Origin of the sequence: Lacrimispora sphenoides JCM 1415 (genome assembly GCF_900105615.1) — a bacterium.
Classification (GTDB): Bacteria; Bacillota; Clostridia; order Lachnospirales; family Lachnospiraceae; genus Lacrimispora; species Lacrimispora sphenoides.
Window position 1 is genome coordinate 2,964,234 of sequence record NZ_LT630003.1, and the last position, 20,014, is coordinate 2,984,247.

Annotated in this window: 18 protein-coding genes; 1 reads left to right on the top strand and 17 read right to left on the bottom strand. The window is 46.0% G+C overall.

The window, feature by feature from the left end; genetic code table 11:
- Positions 1-19 precede the first annotated feature (19 nt).
- The 5 genes from BMX69_RS13335 to BMX69_RS13355 all read right to left on the bottom strand — a co-directional run bounded on the left by BMX69_RS13335 (position 20) and on the right by BMX69_RS13355 (position 4,667).
- Entirely contained in the window at positions 20-730 is a 711-nt protein-coding gene (locus BMX69_RS13335; RefSeq protein WP_100042607.1) for an ABC transporter ATP-binding protein, read from the bottom strand.
- Positions 723-1,538, bottom strand: a complete 816-nt coding sequence (locus tag BMX69_RS13340) for an ABC transporter ATP-binding protein (protein WP_025234425.1) — start codon at positions 1,536-1,538, stop codon at positions 723-725. The genes BMX69_RS13335 and BMX69_RS13340 overlap by 8 nt, the downstream gene beginning before the upstream one ends.
- Positions 1,528-2,499, bottom strand: coding sequence for a branched-chain amino acid ABC transporter permease (locus tag BMX69_RS13345; protein ID WP_054790334.1), 972 nt, complete (start codon positions 2,497-2,499; stop codon positions 1,528-1,530). Before BMX69_RS13345 ends, BMX69_RS13340 begins: the two co-directional genes overlap by 11 nt.
- A 15-nt stretch (positions 2,500-2,514) precedes the next feature.
- A complete protein-coding gene (locus BMX69_RS13350; protein WP_054790335.1) occupies positions 2,515-3,381 on the bottom strand; it encodes a branched-chain amino acid ABC transporter permease in 867 nt (288 codons plus the stop codon).
- A gap of 74 nt (positions 3,382-3,455) precedes the next feature.
- Positions 3,456-4,667 (bottom strand): ABC transporter substrate-binding protein, encoded by a 1,212-nt coding sequence (locus tag BMX69_RS13355; RefSeq protein ID WP_242941257.1) that lies wholly within the window; start codon positions 4,665-4,667, stop codon positions 3,456-3,458.
- Between the two features lie 388 nt (positions 4,668-5,055).
- On the opposite strand from BMX69_RS13355, the gene BMX69_RS13360 reads away from it, so the two are divergent.
- On the top strand, positions 5,056-5,742 hold the full coding sequence (locus BMX69_RS13360; protein ID WP_100042608.1) for a GntR family transcriptional regulator: 687 nt from the start codon (positions 5,056-5,058) through the stop codon (positions 5,740-5,742).
- A gap of 81 nt (positions 5,743-5,823) precedes the next feature.
- Here the strand turns inward: BMX69_RS13360 and BMX69_RS13365 are convergent, their stop codons facing one another.
- The 12 genes from BMX69_RS13365 to BMX69_RS13420 form a co-directional block, all read right to left on the bottom strand.
- Positions 5,824-6,210, bottom strand: a complete 387-nt coding sequence (locus BMX69_RS13365; protein ID WP_054790337.1) for a DUF1667 domain-containing protein — start codon at positions 6,208-6,210, stop codon at positions 5,824-5,826.
- Positions 6,207-7,466, bottom strand: coding sequence for an NAD(P)/FAD-dependent oxidoreductase (locus tag BMX69_RS13370; protein WP_100042609.1), 1,260 nt, complete (start codon positions 7,464-7,466; stop codon positions 6,207-6,209). Before BMX69_RS13370 ends, BMX69_RS13365 begins: the two co-directional genes overlap by 4 nt.
- Positions 7,463-8,929: an NAD(P)/FAD-dependent oxidoreductase gene (locus BMX69_RS13375; protein ID WP_100042610.1), complete on the bottom strand. Its 1,467-nt coding sequence runs from the start codon at positions 8,927-8,929 to the stop codon at positions 7,463-7,465. Before BMX69_RS13375 ends, BMX69_RS13370 begins: the two co-directional genes overlap by 4 nt.
- Before the next feature lie 176 nt (positions 8,930-9,105).
- Complete coding sequence (locus tag BMX69_RS13380) at positions 9,106-9,789, bottom strand: FadR/GntR family transcriptional regulator (RefSeq protein WP_054790338.1); 684 nt, start codon at positions 9,787-9,789, stop codon at positions 9,106-9,108.
- A gap of 98 nt (positions 9,790-9,887) precedes the next feature.
- Positions 9,888-12,032: a polyribonucleotide nucleotidyltransferase gene (locus BMX69_RS13385; protein ID WP_100042611.1), complete on the bottom strand. Its 2,145-nt coding sequence runs from the start codon at positions 12,030-12,032 to the stop codon at positions 9,888-9,890.
- Between the two features lie 359 nt (positions 12,033-12,391).
- Positions 12,392-12,658, bottom strand: coding sequence for a 30S ribosomal protein S15 (rpsO, locus tag BMX69_RS13390; protein ID WP_054790339.1), 267 nt, complete (start codon positions 12,656-12,658; stop codon positions 12,392-12,394).
- 224 nt (positions 12,659-12,882) lie between these two features.
- Positions 12,883-14,220, bottom strand: coding sequence for an amidohydrolase (locus BMX69_RS13395; protein WP_100043853.1), 1,338 nt, complete (start codon positions 14,218-14,220; stop codon positions 12,883-12,885).
- 228 nt (positions 14,221-14,448) lie between these two features.
- On the bottom strand, positions 14,449-16,164 hold the full coding sequence (locus tag BMX69_RS13400) for an adenine deaminase C-terminal domain-containing protein (protein ID WP_100042612.1): 1,716 nt from the start codon (positions 16,162-16,164) through the stop codon (positions 14,449-14,451).
- Between the two features lie 13 nt (positions 16,165-16,177).
- Positions 16,178-17,242, bottom strand: coding sequence for an ABC transporter substrate-binding protein (locus BMX69_RS13405; protein ID WP_100043854.1), 1,065 nt, complete (start codon positions 17,240-17,242; stop codon positions 16,178-16,180).
- An 86-nt stretch (positions 17,243-17,328) separates the two neighbouring features.
- Entirely contained in the window at positions 17,329-18,363 is a 1,035-nt protein-coding gene (locus tag BMX69_RS13410) for an ABC transporter ATP-binding protein (protein ID WP_100042613.1), read from the bottom strand.
- A gap of 11 nt (positions 18,364-18,374) precedes the next feature.
- Positions 18,375-19,157 (bottom strand): ABC transporter permease, encoded by a 783-nt coding sequence (locus BMX69_RS13415; protein ID WP_025234440.1) that lies wholly within the window; start codon positions 19,155-19,157, stop codon positions 18,375-18,377.
- Positions 19,150-19,983, bottom strand: a complete 834-nt coding sequence (locus BMX69_RS13420; protein ID WP_100042614.1) for an ABC transporter permease — start codon at positions 19,981-19,983, stop codon at positions 19,150-19,152. Before BMX69_RS13420 ends, BMX69_RS13415 begins: the two co-directional genes overlap by 8 nt.
- Between the last annotated feature and the right edge of the window lie 31 nt (positions 19,984-20,014).

Consider the following 20,014-nt stretch of genomic DNA (forward strand, 5'->3'; position numbering starts at 1 on the left):
TGTAAACAGTGGGAGGCCGTCAGCCTCCCAGATAAGCTTTTTTAATTTCATCAGAATCCATCAGTGCCTTGCTTTCTCCATGGGTAACAAGGTTACCCACTTCCAATACATAGGTCCTGTCAGATATGGACATGGCCATAAATGCATTCTGCTCCACGATGGCGATCGGTATATTTCTCACCTTATTTACGCGGACAATTACATCAAACATGTCATCAACAATGACTGGGGCAAGACCAAGGCTTGGCTCATCAAGCATCAAAAGCTCCGGATCTGACATAAGCCCTCTTGCTATGGCTAACATCTGCTGCTCGCCTCCTGACATGGAACCGGCTTTTTGTTTTGCCCGTTCCTCAAGCCTCGGAAAAATATCGTACTGTTCTTCCAGATGACGCTCCATCTCCGCCTTTGATAACTTTACAGAATAAGCACCCATTTCCAGATTTTCCTGAACCGTCATATTGGGGAAAATTTCCCGGCCCTCAGGGATATAAACAATCTTTTTACTTACCACCTTATGGGGAGGGAGACCGCTTATAACCTGGCCGTTGTATTCGATCGTGCCGCTTTTCGGTTTATTGATTCCCATAATGGATTTCATCAGGGTAGTCTTTCCTGCTCCGTTGGCTCCGATGATGGATACGATTTCCCGGTCACCCACTTCAATGGATACGTCAAACAGAGCCTGAACCTTGCCATAATATACGTCAATGCCATTTACTTTAAGCATTTGAAGCCCCCCTTGCCATATTCTGTTTATACCGGTCGCCTAAATACGCCTTAATTACCAACGGATCCTGCTGTATCTCTTCCGGTGTGCCTTCGGCAATTTTAGCTCCAAAGTTAATAACGGTGATATAATTGCTGATATTCATGATAACATCCATATTGTGCTCAATGAGGAAAATATCGATGCCGGAATCAAATACCTTCAGCATAATATTTACGAATTCCACGCGCTCGGAGGGATTGAGTCCTGCGGCAGGTTCATCTAAGAACAGAAGTCTTGGATCTGACATGAGAGACCTGGCAAGCTCCGTAAGTTTCTGTTTTCCATAAGGCATATTGGACGGATACTCTTCTGCCAGATCCTTTAATCCCATAAACTCCAGGATCTGATCTGCTTTTTCATTCATAAGCTTCTCTTCCCTGTATGCGTTCTTAATATCAAACAGAAAAGGTACAAAGCCCTGCTTCCGGTCTGTCATATTTCCCATCATTAAGTTTTCTTTCACTGTCATGGAACGATATAACTTTAAATTCTGGAAGGTCCGGCTGCAGCTGGTCTGGGCGATCTGATGGGCACTCATACCGCTTATTTTCGTATCCTCATGGTAAATCTCACCCTCTGTTAACGGCAGAAGGCCGGTGATCATATTGATAGCAGTTGACTTGCCTGCTCCGTTTGGTCCGATCAAAGCATGAATGGTACGTTCTTTCATATCCAGAGACAGATCATTTACCGCAACCAGCCCGGAAAAGCGTTTTGTTACATGTTTCAGGGTTAAAATAGATTTTCCTTCTCTGTTATCTGCCATTTGCCTGCGCTCCTTTCCCTGCTTTTGCTGCCCTCTTCTTACCCTTAAATAGAGAAACGATCCCATTTGGCATAAAGATGACAAACAGCAGAGTGATGATTGAAAATACCAGCCAGTAGTAATTTTCCATGAATCTTAAAAATTCCGGCACTAAAGTAACCAGAATCGCCCCGAGCACATTGCCTGGCACAGAGCCGATTCCTCCGATAACCAACATGACAACGTAGTTAATGGAATACTCCAGGTTATATGCACTTGGATTGATGAAACCAACGTAATGGGCATAAAGGCTTCCTGCCACGGTTGCATAAACGGATGCAAGGGTAAACGCTAAAATCTTAATGGACGCAATGTTGATCCCTCCTGCTTCCACCGCATCCGGATTATCCTTAACTGCCAGGAAAGCCCGTCCCCATTTGGAGTTAACAATCCGGTACGCGTTAAAGATAAGAATGACCGCTATGACCAGATAGAGATAGTAAATCTCTTTATTGGTCTGGAACTTATGGCCCAGGATAGAAAATGGAGGAATTCCCGTTACGCCCAATGCTCCTCCTGTCAGGCCTGTTAAATTCGTCATCAGAATACGGACGATTTCAGAAAAACCAATGGTAGTAAGGGCCAGATATACTCCGGATACCCTTAAGGAAGGATAGCCAAGACCCATTCCGATTAAAAATCCCATGCCCACGGCTGCGATTAAGCAAATCCATGGATTGACCCCAAGTCTTGTTGCCAGCAGGGAAGACGTATATGCTCCCATAGAGAATATACCGGCAGTTCCCAGATTCATCTGACCGGTAAGGCCGGTTATGAAATTAAGACCCACTACTATAATGATATTAATTAATACCTGGATCATCAGATTCAGATGATAGTTATTGGAAATAAACATGGGTAGGATCGCTGCCAGAGCAATGGCTGCTGCTGCAATTAATGCCGATGTTTTGTTTATTTTCATTGCTTTCCTCCTCCCTTATCTCTTATTTCCCAGAATTCCTGACGGTCTCACCAACAAGAAGATGATTAACAGTACAAATGACAAACAGTCTTTATAAACAGACGGAATCAGCATACTTCCAAAGATTTCAACCACTCCAAGTAGGATACCGCCCACAATTGCCCCTGGAAGGTAGCCAAAGCCGCCGATGACACCGGAGGCAAATCCTTTTAATCCGATCATGGATGACATCTGAAGTTCCACATTGAAGATAGGAATTACCAGGATTCCGATGGTGGCGCAGACAATCGCCGATAAACCAATGGTAAAAGCGATGTTCATGGGAACATTGATTCCCATTAAGGATGCTGCCGTTTTATTTTCCGATACACAACGCATGGCTTTTCCGGTCTTGGTTGCTTTAAAGAAAACCTGAAGGCCAGCGGTAATTAAGGAACATACCACAATAATCACCAAATGAGCTTTTGAGACTACCACAGAACCAAAGTGAATGGATCCTCTCATGAAATTATCCAGTGTAAAGGGAAGAGGCCCCCAGATCAGGCGAACCGACTCTATCATAATCCTGCCAAGGATAACGGTTCCGATCACTGCGAATAAATTGGTGGAAAGCTTGCTTAGCGGATTAAAAATTACAAACGCGCTGACAATACCTAATAAAAACATGGTAAAAATTGTGAAAAGAATTGCTAGTATCGGCGGAAGCCCAAGACCCAGCACATAGGTACCGGCAAACATATAAGCTCCAAATAAGATGAACTTATCATGGCTGAAATTGAGTAATCCTGTTGCGTTCCAGATAAGAGTGTACTCAATACCTACCAGAGCATAGATAAAACCCATGGCAATACCGGTAATGAGCAGCTGTACAAATACCTGCATATGTAGTACCTCCTCGTTATTTGCACCCGGCAGCTGTTTTAAGCCGCCGGGTGCCGTTCATTCCCTTTTTATAATCAGTCTAAGGATACCTGTTTGGATACAGACATATTCTTTTCTCCGTTAAACTCCAGAATATAAAGGTTCGTATTCATCTCTCCCTGCTCAGAGCAGTTAAGCTTTCCAAATACAGCATTAAAATCTTTTGTTTCAGAAAGAGCCTTGCGAATATCTTCCGGTTTATCGGAGCCTGCCCGCTCAATGGCATCGGCTGTTAAATAAGCTGCAGTATAATACATCGCTGCATAACGTTCCACATCAGCTCCCCAGCGTGTCTTAAAATCATCTAAGAATTTCTTCATGGTCTCATTGGTCTGGTCTGCGTAGAAATCTGTAGATGCATAAGTACCTTCCAGCTGTTTTGCATCGCATAAATCATAGGTCTGGGACTGTGCCAGAGCATTAGGCCCAACATGAGGAAGATCTCCCATACCAAGCTCGTCCAGCTGACGTACAATCAAAGCCGCCTCTGCGTCATGGGAAAAATCAAAGATAACATCAGGTCCCCAGCCTTTTATTTTGGAAAGCTGTGATGTTAAGTCCTTATCACCGGATGTAAATCCTTCTGAGTAATATTCAATTCCATTCTTTTCGCAATACAGTTTTGTGGCATTGTCGGCCGCTACACCGTAATCATCTGTATCATAGAGAGCTCCAACCTTTGCAGCACCAAACTGGTCCTTGGCAAACTCCACCATAGCCGGTCCAACGGCTCCGTCAGAAACGGATATACGGAAAAAGTATGGATTCTGTGCTTCTAAAAGCTTTGGTGAGGTAGCAGCGCTGATGAACGGTACTCCTGCCTTCCGATATAATTCCTGAGTTGCAGATGCCATAGGAGAAGTATGAGGTCCGATTGACACCGAAACATTCTCACCCAGAATCTTATTGACTGCATTTACCGCACCTGTGGGAGTCCCTGTGTCATCAACCAGAACCATCTCCAAAGGTCTTCCCCCCAGCACTCCGCCTTTGGCGTTGATTTCTTCAAACGCCATGGTTACGGCCTGCTTCATACGAAGCCCACCGGCCGCCATAGGGCCGGTTACCATGTTGGATACTCCCACCTTGATCGGAGCACCGGTAGCCGTTGACTGGGCTCCTGCCTGCGTTTCACCTGAAGCCGGAGCTTTCGCTGCGCCTGATGTACTGCTGCCGCAGCCAGCCAGGGATGAGACAGTCATACCAACCGCCATTGCCATGCATAAAACTTTTTTCATCCTTCTCATGTTGTAATCCTCCTCTTACGAATTATGAGTTCAATTAAATTGTTTAAGAAATATATTAATTCAGCAGTAATATATTTTCATGGCGTTAGTATACTATAGCAGTGTTTGAAAAGCAATAATAAATATTTTTTTAACAAGGATTTTGTTTCTTTTATCCATTTAAAACCTCTATTTTTTGTGCACTTTAACGATAATAATCATTTTTCATGTGATAATTGTATAATTTTTTATTTATATTTATTATTTTCATCCATGGTAAAAACATTACTTGTACCGTATACTGTATCTATTGTGCTAATTTTTCTTGAAAGTAATATATTGATTACAATTAAAAATATCCATGTCCGAATCTTTCCGTGACATAGCTATAACACAAAGGAGCGCTGAAATGACTAAAAAGTTTACCCAAAACCCGGGAGAGTCCGCACGTGAATATGCCCTTCGGTTTCTTCTGGACCAGATTATTAACCTGGAATTCACGCCAGGACAAAAAATCTCTGATATAGAAATCTCAAAAGAATTAAACATCAGCCGGACTCCGGTCAGAGAAGCCATTCTTTCACTGACCAATGGCCATTTGATCGAAAGCTATCCTCAAAAGGGGATTTTTGTTTCTTTGATTGATAGTAATATCGTGGAACAGGTATGTACCATGAGGAAAATGATTGAGGGGCCGCTGGCAGAAATGAGCTGTGATTTTATCACCCAGGAGCACCTGGATAACTTATATGACTATATAACGCTCCAAAAAGATTACGCATCCAACGGACCGAGGGAGAACTTCGAGAAATTTCTGACTCTGGATATTGCTTTCCACAAAGAATTTTATGATATATGCGGTATGGCTTTTATCTATGACACCATGCAGACCATCATGCCTCACTTTGACAGGCAGCGAAAGCTGAGTTATCAGATCAATGTATCAGACCGTGTCATCAGCGATCACTCCGCCATCTGCAAAGCCATCATGGACAAGGATAAGAAAAAGGCTTCTGAAGCCATGATCCGGCACATATCCACCGCATTGGCAGATCAGACCATACTCAAAAAAGAATTTCCCGATTACTTCATTTAACGGATTGGTACCATATTTTGATACGATAAGGAGCCGTAAAACAGAACTGTTTTACGGCTGCTATCAATTGCCGGATCTTAATTATTTCTGCAGTTCGCCTGCCGGCACAGATTTTGTCACAATCACATCTGCATCATATCCAAGAATATTTTCCACGATAACCGTACCGGCTGTCACAGGTGCTGTCAGACTGCACTTCTTTATCTCTTCCATGGCATCAAAGATTCTGGCTTTTGGGATCGGGTTCGTCAGACGTACGCTGGCTAATGGCAGAATTCCTCCTTTTACCAGAACTGAAGTTGCAATATTACGGCGGGGATCAATCAGTTCCTGCTTCACATAAATCTCTCCTCTTGGACAGAGGGCGCCATCTATGGACCGTATCAAGCCGCCGCCTTCTTTTATTTCTATATCTGCACTTATTTCGCACCCGTTCGGGCAGATAATACAGGTAAATTCCTTCATCATTCTACGCACACCTCCAAATCTGAGCCGGATACCAGCTTTTCATGAGAAATGACAACGCGGATCATTTCTGCAGGTATTGCTTTTTTCATCTTTTTAGCTGCCACTTCCTTCCCGGCCTGGCGCACAACAATGCGGCAGTCCTTCATCGGTCTTTTTACCCTTAAGGACAACGTAAATTCTTTCGTTCCGCTGACTCTTTGAGGTACCGTATACCCGATATTGCAGTCGGTTTTAATCGCAATGGCAGCTGGTCTGAGACTTCCCTCTTTTACGTATTCCGCCACTGAATCGGCCAGACTCTCCGCCTCGATCGAGACAAAATCAACCAGGTCATGTACATGAAGGACGTTTCCTGCGGCAAAGATCCCTTCTGCGTCAGTCTGGAAATATTCGTCTACAAAAGCGCCCCTGGTCCGTTCATCTAAGATAACTCCCGCATCCAGGGATAGTTCATTCTCCGGAATCAGGCCGACGGAAAGAATGAGCGTATCACACTGGTACTCTTTTTCTGTTCCTGGGATGGGCATAAAATTCTCATCTACCTGAGAGACAGTGACGCCGGTAAGCCTGGTATTTCCATGAATTGCAGTTATTCCATGGCTTAAATACAGTGGTATGTCATAATCATTAAGACACTGTTGGATATTGCGCGGCAATCCGCTGGGATAAGGCTGGATATCAAATACAGCCTTTACATGAGCCCCTTCCAGAGTAAGCCGGCGGGCCATAATCATGCCGATATCTCCGGAGCCCAGTATTACCGCTTCCTTAGCCGGCATGGTATTAAACAGATTCATATAAGCCTGGGCAACACCTGCTGTAAATACGCCCGCAGGCCGCTCACCCGGAATCCCAATGGCTCCCCTTGTCCGCTCGCGGCAGCCCATGGTCAGGATCACTGCCTTTGCCTGCCAGGTTCTCATGCCTTCCCTGGAAACTGCCGTCACCTGTCTTTCACGGGTCACCTCCAGTACCGTTGCATCTGTTAGGTAAGGAATATTCAGCTCTTCTATTGTGTCAATGAAACGCTGTGCATATTCAGGACCGCTTAAGGCAGTCTGAAAGCGGGTCAATCCGAATCCGTCGTGAATGCATTGGCGCAGGATGCCTCCCAGCTGCTTTTCCCGCTCAATGATCAGCAGGTTACGAATTCCGCGGCGGTAAAGTTCTGCTGCTGCTGCAAGCCCGGCAGGTCCTCCGCCTATAATTACAACATCCACCTGTTCTACCTGGATCTCTTTTCGTTCTGCATTCATGACTCCACCTCCTGCCGTACTTTGCCAAAGAACATATTAGAACCTTTTCTGGCATATTGGATTTGATCTTCTTTTTTCCCCAGTTCCTGCTCTATCAGCTGTGCAATGCGCATCTGGCAGTAACCGCCCTGGCAGCGCCCCATCATCGAGCGTGTTCTATACTTAATCCCTGTTAAGGTGTCAACTCCCAGGGGATTATGGATTGCCTGTAGAATTTCTGCCTTAGTCACCTTTTCACAACGGCAGATCACCTCTCCGTATTCCGGATTTTCCAGGATTTTAAGGTTCTGCTCTTCGTTTGAAAGCTCCGCAAACCGCACCACGCCTTTGCGCATGGGATTAAAGGAGGAGTTAAGGGTAAGCGTTTCCCTCTCCGCCATGAGCCCGGCCGCATAACGGGCAATCGGGACAGCCGCAGTCAGTCCGGGAGATTCTATGCCCACCAGATTGATAGCTCTCGGCGCTGTCATATCCTGCACCTCAATTTTAAAATCCTGGATTGCTCCATTCTCATCTACCCATTTGGGAAGGATTCCGGAATAGTTACGGATATAATCCTTCTTATGGATACAGGGCCATAAGTCAGAGGCACTCCTTGCTAAATAGTCCATATTTTCCTGGGATACGCCATAATATGTAAAATTCTCTGTCAGATCCGCATTGGGCCCGACGATCACATTGCCATCTGTCGTGTTGGTCACGTGGATCCCCATATAGGTATTGCTGGGAACCGGATATACCGGCATGGGAAGCAAAGGACCGGTCCTTTTATCCAGAATGATGTAATCTCCCTTGGAACCTATGATCTTATAACTGCCCATACCAAGCAGCTCCGATATTTTTCCGCAGCCTAAGCCTGCACTGTTCACTACCCAGCGGCTGTAAAAGGTTCCGCCGGATGCGGTGATCACATAATTGGAATCCGCATCTCTTTCAATGGCTGTCACCTCCCGGTCAAAGAAATAATCCACACCATTTTCTGCTGCATTCTCAGCCAGGGCAATGGTATATCCGAAAGGATCTACGATTCCGCTTTCAGCGGAGTACATGGCAAAATCCCCAACCACAGCAGGAACCAGTTCATGAAGCCGTTCTTTTCCGATCAGCTCCATCCCGTTTACTCCATTGGCTTTGCCCTGCTTCATGGTCCGTTCCAGTGCTTCCTGATCTTCCGGTGTATTACCTACCAGAACCTTTCCGCAACGTTTAAAAGGAAAATCCAGTTCTTCAGAAAGTTGTCCCATGATTTGGTTGCCTTCTACACACAGTTTTGCTTTTAAAGAACCGGTGTCATACGCGAATCCTCCGTGGACCACCCCGGAATTTCGCCCGCTCGTCTCACAGCAGACATCCAGATTTTTTTCCAAAACGCCTATTTTTAAGCGATATCTGGACATTTCCCTCGCAATTGCGCTTCCAATGACCCCGCCTCCGATAATAAGTACATCATATAATTGTTTCAATATTTTTGACCTCCAGAAATAAATGAACACTATAGGGTGAATATTCATCCTATAAATATATTCTATTTTTATCACATTCGATGGAATAAGTCAAGAAAAAGTAAAAAATAAGGCATATACTCATCCCATGAATATATGCCTTATCTCTTCCTGCATGATTTCAGACCATGATTTAATCAGGTTCTATCCCGGTCTTCTTCCTTATAGCGGTTTTCGTTGTACATTAAGTGGAAATACATTGCCTGCTGTGCCTCTACAGGCTTCCGGTCCCTGATCGCCTCATAAATCCTGCGATGTGACAATAACGTCTGGGCATATTCAGTCTCCCGGACCGAACCGGCAAAGACCCTGACCCCGTCGGTAATGACAGGTACCAGGTTTGCTATGACCAGATTATGGCTGCAGTTGGCAATCTGGGCATGGAACTGGGAATCCTTTTCCGAATAATCCTCCCGGTTCTCCATCATCTTTTCTAACTCCAGAAGTATCTGTTCCAGGCAAAGGATTTCCTCCAAATCTGCGTTCTGGGCCGCCAGGGCTGCAATCGGGGGCTCCAGCATAACCCGGATCTGGATCAAATCCTCTGTCAGCTTTCTTCTGTCTTCTATCATGGTAAATCCCAGAGGATCATCGGCCACACCATTTTTATCCGACAGAAAGGTCCCCGATCCCTGGCGGATGGTGACAATATTCCGGGACATCAGGATCCTTAAGGCTTCACGGACCGTATTACGCCCTACCCCCAGAACTTCAGACAGTTCCGCCTCGGTGGGCAGTTTGTCTCCTGCAGTGTATCCTTCTTCCTGTATGATCTGCAATAATTTTTGGGCGGCAATTTCTGCCAGTGTCTGTTTTTCCATGATATACTCCTTCCCCGTTCCTAACCTGCATTTACATAATAAAACAGACAGCAGACGGATATTGGCCTATCTGCTGTCTGCCACAGGGCATAGCTGTTTTATTCTGTTTCTTTTGATCCTGTTTCTTTTTCAGCTTTTTTCTCTTCTGTCTTTCCAGCCAGATCTCCCGGCTTCATGCTTAAGTTGATTCTGCCCATTTTGTCGACTTCCATTACCTTAACGGTTACTTCGTCACCGATGTTGACAACATCCTCAACCTTTGCCACCCTCTTATCTGACAGCTTGGAAATGTGAACCATACCATCCTTGTTTGGAGCCAGTTCAACGAAAGCACCAAAGTTCATGATTCTGACAACCTTGCCTTTGAAAATCTGTCCTGCTTCGATTTCCGTAACAATGCTCTTAATGATCTGGATTGCACGGTCGATCATGGCCTGATCGGTTCCGCATACGGATACATTTCCGTCATCGTTAATATCGATCTTTACGCCGGTTTCTTCAATGATCTTATTGATCACTTTCCCCTGCTTGCCTACCACATCACCGATCTTCTGAGGATCAATGGAAATCTGGTCGATCTTCGGAGCATACTTGCCTACTTCCTTACGTGGCTCTGCAATGGCTTTTGCCATAACCTCATCAAGAATGTAAAGCCTTGCCTCTCTGGTGGTGCGGATGGCTTCCTCAATGATCGGTCTTGTAAGGCCGTGGATCTTAATATCCATCTGGATTGCAGTGATACCCTTGTGGGTGCCTCCTACCTTAAAGTCCATATCGCCGAAGAAATCTTCCAGACCCTGAATATCGGTTAAGACGATGTAATCATCATCGGAATCTCCGGTAACAAGTCCGCAGGAAATGCCTGCAACAGCCGATTTAATAGGAACACCGGCAGCCATTAAGGACATGGATGAGGAACAGATGCTTGCCTGGGAGGTAGATCCATTGGATTCCATGGTCTCGGAAACGGTACGGATCGCATATGGGAATTCTTCCTCAGACGGAAGAACCGGAATCAATGCTCTCTCTGCCAGGGCACCATGGCCGATTTCACGGCGTCCCGGTCCTCTGGAAGGTCTTGTCTCTCCTACGGAGAAGGACGGGAAATTATAGTGGTGCATGTATCTCTTGGAGGTTTCCATATCATCAATGCCGTCTAATCTCTGGCTTTCTGATAATGGAGCCAAGGTACAAATATTTAAAATCTGGGTCTGGCCGCGGGTGAACATGGCGGAACCATGAACTCTTGGAAGCATATCGATTTCTGCTGCCAGATGACGGATCTGATCCATGGCACGGCCATCAGGACGCTTATGGTCTTTTAAGATCATCTTGCGGACAGTCTTTTTCTGGTACTGGTAAATGGCTTCTCCAAGCACTGACAGCCATTCTTCCTTATCTGCAAAGGCTTCTTCCAGTTTTGCGGTGATATTACGGATGTTTTCTTCTCTTATCTGCTTTTCATCGGTAAATACGGCAACTTCCATCTCCTCAGGAGTAACGATTTCCCTGATGGCAGCAAATAATTCTTCCGGCACTGCACAGCTGGTGTACTGGTGCTTCGGCTTTCCGCACTCTGCTACGATGGTGTCAATGAATTTGATGATTTCCTGGTTTACTTCATGGGCCCTAAAAATGGCCTCGATCATCTTATCTTCCGGAACCTCATTGGCTCCGGCCTCGATCATGATCACTTTTTCTCTTGTAGATGCAACCGTAAGCGCCATGTCGGAAACCTGCTTCTGAGCCTGGGTAGGGTTGATGACGAATTCTCCGTCTACAAGTCCCACCTGGGTGGAAGCGCATGGTCCGTGAAAAGGAATATCGGAAATGCAGGTTGAAATGGCTGAGCCTAACATCGCTGTCAGCTCCGGACTGCAATCCTGGTCTACGGACATAACGATGTTATCTAAAGTCACATCGTTGCGGTAATCTTTTGGAAACAGAGGTCTCATTGGACGGTCAATGACACGGGAGGTCAAAATTGCATTCTCAGATGCTTTTCCTTCTCTTTTGTTGAAGCCGCCTGGGATCTTTCCTACGGCGTATAATTTTTCTTCGTATTCTACGCTCAGTGGGAAGAAATCGATTCCGTCTCTTGGTTTGTCAGAAGCAGTTGCGGTAGCTAATACTACGGTATCGCCATAGTGCATAAGTGCTGCGCCGTTTGCCTGCTTTGCTACTCTGCCGACATCAACGGTTAATGTTCTGCCGGCCAGTTCCATACTATAACTCTTGTACATACTGGTATCTCCTTTTACTGGATTGATATTTATATTAACAGTAGAAGACGCCGAAACTACTGATCTGCGCGCAATAATGAAAAAATGAGTTTGATTATGCGGCCCGCTGGGGGCATAAGCAGATTCTGCCTTGGGCAGAATCCGCAGCCGCAAATTCGGGACTTTCAGTCCCTCATTCGCGGTTACTCGCCAAGAGACTGGAAGGGGGCACGGATATGCTTGCATATCCGTGCCCCCTTCCCGCCTCTTGGCTCTGCTTATTACGCACACATCAGCGGTCTCGGGGAATGCTTCTACTTTTAATATTCTTTTCCTAATAGACAGATAGGGTGGAGATGTCCTCCACCCTAAATGGTTTATTATTTTCTGATTCCTAACTTCTCGATCAATGAACGATAGCCTTCTAAGTCTGACTTCTTTAAGTAATCAAGAAGACCCCTTCTCTGTCCAACCATCATCAGAAGTCCTCTTCTGGAATGATGATCTTTTGGGTTCTTCTGAAGATGATCCGTTAATTCTGTAATTCTTTCTGTCAGAATTGCGATCTGTACTTCCGGTGAACCTGTGTCTCCGGCTTTTCTGCCAAATTCAGCGATGATAGCTGCTTTCTTTTCCTTTGAAATCATGTTGATTTCCTCCTTTAGTCTTAAAGTCTCACCTCATACCAAGTATTGGTTGGAGTATCCGAAATACCAAGTATCGGCGCGTATTTGTACTGATACAGTTTACCACAGGGCAATATGGTTGTCAATTATTTCTAATAAATAACAACCGGCGAATTAATAATTAAAACCTCTGTTTATAATATACCTCAGATCGATTTATTATAATCACCCTGCAAACCCTTTCTTCAATAAATATTCCCCATTTTTTCCATATAAATTCCAAAATCCGTTTTTTTCATCTTCTTTATAAGCATTTTCTTTATTTCTGCCATATCTGCCTTTACAAGCTTCTTCTCCTTCACCACACATTCCCCTGCAACGTATACGGCCTCCACATTGGAAGGATTGGCGCTGTAAACAAGGGCAGAATAGGGATTGTAAACCGGAAACATGTTGGCAGAACAGGTTTCAACTAAAACAAGATCCGCCTGCTTTCCCGGTTCCAGGGAACCTGTATGGTCATAAAGGCCAAGGGCCTTTGTTCCCAGATCCGTAGCCATTGACACAATGGTTTCCGCCGGAAATGCGCTCCGGTCTCTGGTTTCATTTTTATGAAAATCGGCACAAAGCTTCATTTGCGTAAAAATATCAAGAGTGTTTCCGCTTGCAGGGCCATCCGTTCCAAGGCCTACCTGGATTCCCATCCGAAGCATGGAGCTTACCGGTGCCACGCCCTTTGCCGCCTTTGTATTGGAGCCGATGCAGTGAGCCACCCTTGCTTCCCGTTCCTTTAAAAGCAAAAGATCCTCTTCCTCCATATGAATGCAGTGGGCTGCCAGAGTCTCTTTTCCCAATACACCGATGCTGTCCAAATACTGAACCGGGGACATGCCGTATTCCTTCCGGAAATAATCCATTTCATAATCCATTTCCGCCGTATGTAAAGTAAAAGGAACCTTTAAAGACGAATCCAGACGGTAGGCTTCCAAAAGCAGTGTTTTCCCGCAGGTATTAGTTCCATGAGGAGCAATGCAGGCTGATATACGGGGATTGGACTGATATTTTTTTATCAATTCTTCCCCATAAGCCAATGCCTGATAAGGATCACTGAAATCGCAGGCACCTTCTTCCATCACTGTCTGCCCTGCAATCCCTCTCATTCCCATCTCATCCATGGCCCTTGCCGCTTCTTCCTCAAAATAATACATATCAAGGGCTGTGGTCACGCCGCCAAGGAGCATCTCCCCTGCCGCGTAGCGGGAAGACAGGTATACAAGCTCTTCATCCATGGCCTTTTGCTCCATTGGCAGCAAAAATACCCGGAGCCGGTCCTTGCAGTCATCCCCAAGACCACGGAAAGGAATCATCCCCATATGCGTGTGAAGATTCACCATTCCCGGCATCAGGATGCCGTTCTTTCCGTCCACTGTCACCGTATCCAAATGCCAGGCTTCTTCCGGTAAATCCTTCATGCCTCCTACCGCTGTGATGATATCATTTTCAAACATCACAAAACCCGGATCGTGAATTTCCCTCTGTTCATTCATTGTTACCACAGTTACATTAATGATTATTGTTCTCACATTTATCAACCTTTTCCTTATTACTGCCCGTTTTTTTGGCATAAAGGGATACCCGGCAGGTGTTTCCTGATTACTGCCCATGATTGTGGCATAAAGGTACATCCGACGGGTCTTCCTGATTACTGCCCATAATTTTGGTACAACGGTACACCCGACGGGTGATACCTTATTTTTGCCCAAATTGAGGAGACATAAAGGCACACCCATTGGCTGTCTCTGTATTATTTTTTAAGACTCGTATTTTTCTACCAAAGGAACCCTTTGCTTCGTCATTACATCAAACAGGCCCTTATCGCTTATCTTTAATTCCGGGGAAACCAGCAGTGTCAGGGTGGAAATGGACATGATGACATTGCTGTTCACATACCCCATGGCCTCGATTTCCTCCCGCACCTCAGCCAGTTCCTCTGAAAGCTTTGGGAGACTTCCGTCGGAGAGGATTCCTCCTACGGGAAGGGCTGCAGAAGCTGTGATTTTACCGCCCCGGGCTGTTACATAACCGCCCTGCATATGAACCACCCGGTTCTGGGCAAGCACCATATCCTCCACTGAATTTCCAAGCACAAGCAGATTATGGCTGTCATGACTCCAGGTGGTTGCCACCGCTCCGGGAGACTTTAAGGCATGCTCCACAAGCCCATAGGAAACATTTCCTGTCTTTCCGTAGCGTTCAAATACCATTGCCAGGGAAAGCCCTGCCTCCTGCCAGCATATGCAGCGGTTCCTGACAGGAATTTCCCTTTTCACATGCTTAACCCTTGTTCCAAAATCCTGAATCTCCATGACATTTACGGTTGCTGTTCCCTCCCGTATCTCGCACCGGTTCAGTTTAAAATCGGAAGCCAGAGCCAGGCGGCATTTTACAGACTGGTAAAAATGGTCCGGGAAAACTGCTTTTGGAGAATCCGGACTTTTTATATGCTGTTTTCCGTTTTTATAAACCGCAGAAGGGCAAAAGCTTACCAGATCATCAAGTACAACGAAATCCGCCAGCTTTCCGGGCGCAATCATTCCCCTGTCATCAAGGCCCATTCTCCGTGCAGGTGTAAGGGTCCCACAGTAAATAGCCTTCTCTGCCGGCATTCCCTGCTCCACAGCCAATTTAAGGATCTGGTTTAAATGGCCCTTTGCCAGATGATCCGGCATGGTATCATCTGTTACAAGAGCCACATTTTCATAAAGACCATGGGATACCACCGTTTCAACCACATCAGGTGTCAGGGATTTTGCCTGAAGTTCCAGAAACATGCCCATGTCCGTCTTTTCCAGAACTGACTCTGGGGTCTGCTGGGTATGGTCTGCATCCACACCGCCCCGGATAAAGCCTGCCAGCGCTTCTCCTGACAGGGCAGGGCAATGCCCCTCGATCTTCAGCCTGCGGTCCCCGTTTTGACACAGCCTGATAATGCGTTTGATCAGGGTATCTTCCCCGGAAACTAAGTCTGAATCATTCATCACCTCTCCAAGGCAGATGACTTTATCCTCTTTTAGAAGCTCCCGGACCTCTTCTTCCCTGATTTGCCCGCCTGAGGTTTCTAAGCTGCTTCCGGTGGAAGGAACACTTGATGGAATCCCGTAATAAATATCCAGCTCCGTATCCTGTTCCATAAAGCTTTTTATTCCTTCTAACCCGAATACATTGGCGATCTCGTGAGGGTCAGCCACCACACAGGTAACTCCCCAGGGCAGGGCCGCCCTGGAAAACTCTCCCGGATATGTCATGGAGCTTTCGATATGCATATGAATATCGATCAGTCCCGGTATAAAATATTTTCCTGTACCATCCACCACACATTCAGCCTCATAAGGAATTTTGTTCCCATAATAGGAGGAAGGGGAAATGTCGTAAAACCTTTCCCCTACAACCGCAATGTCCATTTTTTCAAAGCATTGCCTGTATGTCCGGTAGACCCATCCATTTTGAACAAGTAAGTCAACCTTCATTTTCCCTCTGTCCTTAATTATTGATTGTTCGGTTCCACTGATCAATCCAATCACTTAAGACCGGATTGACAAAGGAATAATCTAACACCTTTGCACTCTCTGCCGCAGGGCCATATGTCATATTTGCCGAATCTTCCTTGGAAACCTCCACCTGGTTATTGGTAGGTGCTTCATTTAAAGCCTTGGTGGTTTTATCCTGAAGCTCTTTGCTTAAACGGTAATTGATGTATGCGTAAGCCAGTTCCTTGTCTTTGCAGTTCTTGGTAATGCTGATGGTATTGAAATTTGCATAAGTAACGTCAGGAGTCACATACACCAGATCCGGGTTTGCCTCATTAATGGTAGGAACACCGAAGTCGCCTACGATGGCAGCCTTGATTTCCCCGGAAGTAAACATATTGATTAAGTCCGAAGACTTTGCATAGGTCTTTACAAGGTTTGGCTTTAATTCCTCCAATGCCTCAAATGCGGCCGCTCCATTGTCACTGGTCACATCAACGCCCTTGTAATCGCTTGCCATATAAACCATGGCAGGACCAAAGGTAGTCGTGATATCCGGAATGGCAACGCTTCCTTCCAGCTCTGCCTTCCATAAATCATCAAAGCTCTTAATCTCAAAGCCCACTGCTTCCGGATCATACATAATGCCGATGCTGTTGATGGTATAGGCAATTCCCTGTCCGGCGTCCGCCATGGTCTTTGCCGCTTTGATCAGATACTGGCTGTTCTCGATCTTACTTAAATCCAGAGGCTCAAATAAGTCCTCTTCGATTCCCTTTGCCGTCATGGCCTGGGACAGCTCGATTACGTCAATGGTGGTTTGTGCGTCAGCAGAAAGCTTTGTATAACGCTCATTGGTACTACCTGTCTCTGTAACGATCTTGCAGTTGTACTGGTCCTCAAAGGGCTTGTACACCTCTTCCTCAGAAATATCTTCGCTTAAACCGTAAGTGGATAACACCAGTTTCTTTTCTTCTGAACCGCTCTTTTTCTCTCCTGCCGTTCCCGTAGATCCGGCACCGCCGCAGCCCGTAAGTACAATGGCTGCACACAGGGATAATGCCAATACTTTCTTCATAATCATGATCCTCTCTTTTTTATAATTGACCGGCTGTATCAGCCGCAGTTACCTTATTACTGTCCATGTCCTCTGGCATATTGCTTTTAATTCACAAGAATCAGCTTTGATTCCGGCAGATAAAGGCGGATCCGGCTGCCCTCTTCATAAGCTTCTTCTGCCGGCCTGTTTACCAGGAACTTTCCGGCAGCGGTAAGAACCTCATACTGATAACCCTTACCAAGAAATGTGCGGACACCTACCGTACCTTCCAGGATATTGTTATCCTGTCCTTCTTCTGCCACCCGGATATCCTCCGGACGAATGGTGCCGGTACAGGTGCCATCCCTGTGTGTATTTTCTACGTTAAATACTGCGCCGGTCTCCGTTTTATATACATCTCCCTGTCTCTTTAAAGGAAGAAAATTCTCAAAACCAATAAATCTTGCAACAAATTCCGTATTTGGCCTTTGATAAATATTTTCCGGCGTGTCAAACTGTTCGATCACTCCCTGATTCATAACCGCCACCTTATCTGAGATGGAGAAGCACTCCTCCTGGTCATGGGTGACAAATAAGGTGGTAATGCCAAGCTTTTTCTGGATCCTCTTAATCTCCATACGCATATTGATGCGCAGCTTTGCATCTAAGTTGCTTAAAGGCTCATCAAGGAGAAGAAGCTTCGGTTCAATTACTAACGCCCTGGCAAGGGCCACCCTCTGTCTCTGCCCGCCGGACATCTGCTGGGGAAAGCGCCCGCGAAGTTCCGTAAGACCGCAGACCTCCAGGATCTGATCCACTTTTTTATCAATTTCCGCTTTATCAAGCTTTCTCATCTTAAGCCCAAATGCCACATTGTCATATACGCTTAAATGGGGAAACAGGGCATAGCTTTGAAATACAATTCCAAAATTCCTCTTGTGGACCGGAACCTTGGTAAGGTCCGCGCCATCCAGAGCGAAAACTCCATTCTGGGGCTCAATAAACCCTGCTACCACCCGAAGGGTCGTAGTCTTTCCGCAGCCGCTTGGCCCCAAAAGGGAAACCAGCTCCCCTTCCTGCACTTCCAAATTCAATCCCTTTAAAATCTGTTTCTTCTTATCATAGCAGACATCAATATCCTGCAGTGTCATATACGCCATGGTTTCTCCTCCTATTTTGCCAAAGCTGCAATTCCCAGTGTCTTATCAACAATTACCATAATAAGGACCGTTACGGCCATTAAAAGCACGGATACCGCCGATACGGTGGGATCATAATTATATTCGATGTAACCCATGAGAGTCGCCGGGAAGGTAGACACACCGGGACCGGAGAGAAACATGGAAACCGGAATGTTATTAAAGGAGTTAATAAAAGCCAGCATAAAGGCAGCGGAGATTCCCGATGTGATATTAGGCAGTACCACACGGAAAAATGCCCCCGTCTTTGTGCACCCCAGACTCCAGGCCGCCTCTTCCACCGAAAAATCGAACTGGTCCAGACTGGAGCCGACCACCCGGATCACATAGGGCAGTGTCACCATAAAATGCCCGGCCAAAAGTCCGGCAAACACTGGAACTCTTAAAGTCAGAACCAGAAACTGATAGAGCACGAAGCCGATTACGATTCCAGGCACAATGGTCGGGGAAAGGAACACGGATTTTAGAATCCCCTTTCCTTTTATGCCGGACCTTGCCAGCGCATAAGCAGCCGGAATCCCTGCAATCAGGGCGGCCACGGTCGCAAGCAGAGCGATTTCCAAACTGGTCAGGAAGGAAACCCGGAAGGACTTTAATGCAAATACATTGACAAACCACCGAAAAGAGAAAGAGTCAATGGGAAAGGTGATGGCACTGCCCTCCCCAAAAGCGGTCACAGTAATGATGACAAGCGGCAGAACCAAAAACAGAAACACGATCACAGCAAAAGCAGTCAGCATTTTATTCTTACGCATGATTTCCTCCTCTTCTGTCCAGTCTGGCTGACAGGGCATTTAAACCTTTGATCACAGCCAGGGTCGTGGCGATCATGATCAGGGAAATAACTGCGGCCCCATTCCAGTCTCCCACACTCATAGCCCTCTGGTAGATGAAGGTGGCAAGAACCATATGTTTATTGCCGCCAAGCAGCTGAGGCGTCGTATAGGCCGTCAAGGTTCCGGTAAATACCAGAATGCCTCCAACGATAATTCCTGGAAGACTTATGGGGAAAATCACCTTCATAAAGGCCTTGAACCGGTCCGCCCCCAGGCTGAGTGCCGCTTCCATCATGTCATCCTCAATATTTTCCATAATACCGGCCACTGTAACGATCATCAGGGGAAGAAATAAATAAACGGAACCAATGATAATGGCAAAATCCGTGTATAGCAGTTTCGCAGGCTTTTCCACAAGACCGGCCGCCATAAGAAACCGGTTAATAATACCGTTGCTTCCTAAAATATTAATCCAGGCAAAGCTTCTGATGACAGAATTGGTCATCAGGGGAAAAATGGAAACAGACAGCAAAATCCCTCTCCACTTCTTCTGGCACCGGCTGATAAAATATGCAGTCGGTACTCCTGCTGCCATGCAGACAGCCGTAGTGATGAACGCAACCTTAACCGTTCTCATAAAAATCTTAAGATAATACTCATCCTGAAAAAACTCCACATAGGCGCTGAACGGATAGTCTCCGGTATGAAAAGACGGAATCAGTACCCTTAAAAGCGGTAAAAACAGACACACTGCCAGCATTACAAGCCCTGGCACCACCATGATAAATGCACTACTTTTCTTCATCTGGACCTCCCCATGCTTTTTACGTCAATGA